Origin of the sequence: Devosia riboflavina (assembly GCF_000743575.1) — a bacterium.
Classification (GTDB): Bacteria; Pseudomonadota; Alphaproteobacteria; order Rhizobiales; family Devosiaceae; genus Devosia; species Devosia riboflavina.
On the sequence record NZ_JQGC01000068.1, the window covers coordinates 1 to 1,348 of the forward strand.

General features: G+C 64.5%; 1 protein-coding gene. It reads right to left on the bottom strand.

Annotated features, from left to right (window positions below):
- On the bottom strand, nt 1–1,340 hold a 1,340-nt coding region (locus tag JP75_RS24695; RefSeq protein ID WP_084587924.1), incomplete at its 3' end, for an ABC transporter permease.
- Nucleotides 1,341–1,348: the final 8 nt, after the last annotated feature.

A 1,348-nucleotide genomic window follows, 5' to 3' on the forward strand; every position in this document is an offset into this window, starting at 1 on the left:
GCGATGCCGGGCACGAGGTAAGGCAGGAACGTCACCTGCCGCAGGAAAACGCCGAGTGGACGGATAGGCGTGCGCACCACGACATAGCCGACCAGCAGGCCGAGGATCCCGGAGGTGATCGAAGCGACACCCACGATCGAGAGGCTGTTCCAGGCCGCATTCCAGAGGTCGGGGCTGAGGAGGATGCCGGTCTGCAGGGCGACGGTATGGAGGTCGGTACCGATCCAGTAGTCGAGGGTGAAGTTTTCAGGCGTGAACTGGGCCGGCGCCTTCATCACGGTCGAAAGCGCGAGCGTGAGGATGGGCAGGCCGACACTGAGCGCGAAGACCAGCGCGGCGAAGGCGCTGGCCGGCATGCGGAAGATACCCAGTTGCGCCTTGCGGTTCATCGAGCCCTTGCCGCCGATGGTGACGAAGCGGCGCGCTTCCTTGACCAGCTTGGCATCGACCATGAGCGAGATGATGCCGATGAGCATAATCGAGCCGGCGAGCACCGCCGCCACCCCGACATGGCGCGAGGAAATATTGCGGTAGAGCGAGGTCGCCAGCACGTCGAACTTGACCGGCAGCCCGAGGACATAGGCAACGCCGAACTCACCCAGGCATTTGGCGAAGATTAGGATGATGGCCGAGAGCAGCGAGGGCAGCATCAACGGCAGCACGATCTTCATCGCCACGGTCGAAGGCTTGGCGCCAAGGATGCGGGCGGAATCCTCGAGCTGGGAATCGAAACGCCGCAGGGCATTGCCGAAGAGCAGGATGACGAAAGGCGCGTAGTGCAGCGAGAGGATGATGGTGATGGGGAACTGCCCGTAGGCCAGCCAGTCGGGCGGGGTCAGCCCCATGGCCTCGAACCAGCCGAGCTGCCCGCCCGTCGTACGGTTCTTGAAGAGCGTCGTCCAGGCCAGCGCGAAGGTCCAGGCCGGCAGCATATAGGGCACGATGAGGGCTGTGGCGAACCAGCGGCGGGCGAACATGTCGGTGCGGCTGAGCAGCCAGGCGAGACTGCCGCCGATCAGCACCGAGAGCACGATCGAACCCAACGCCACCGAGAGCGTATTGAGCAGCGGCGTCCAGAAAAGATCCGACGCCACCGGCGAGGTGAAGGCGCGCGCCAGGTAATAGGAGGTGAACGTGCCGGCGGGACCGCCCGCCCTGCGCTCCTCGCCGAACTGCACCAGCACCGCGTCCGAGAGCATCGAAACGATCGGCACGATGATGAGGTAGAGGAACAGCAGCGCGGCAAGGATGCCGATAATGGTGGTCGGCTCGCGTACGGCTATGCGCAAGGCATAGACGAAACGGTTCCAGCGCGACGTGGAATTGGCTGCCGAAACCAGCTGCCGGC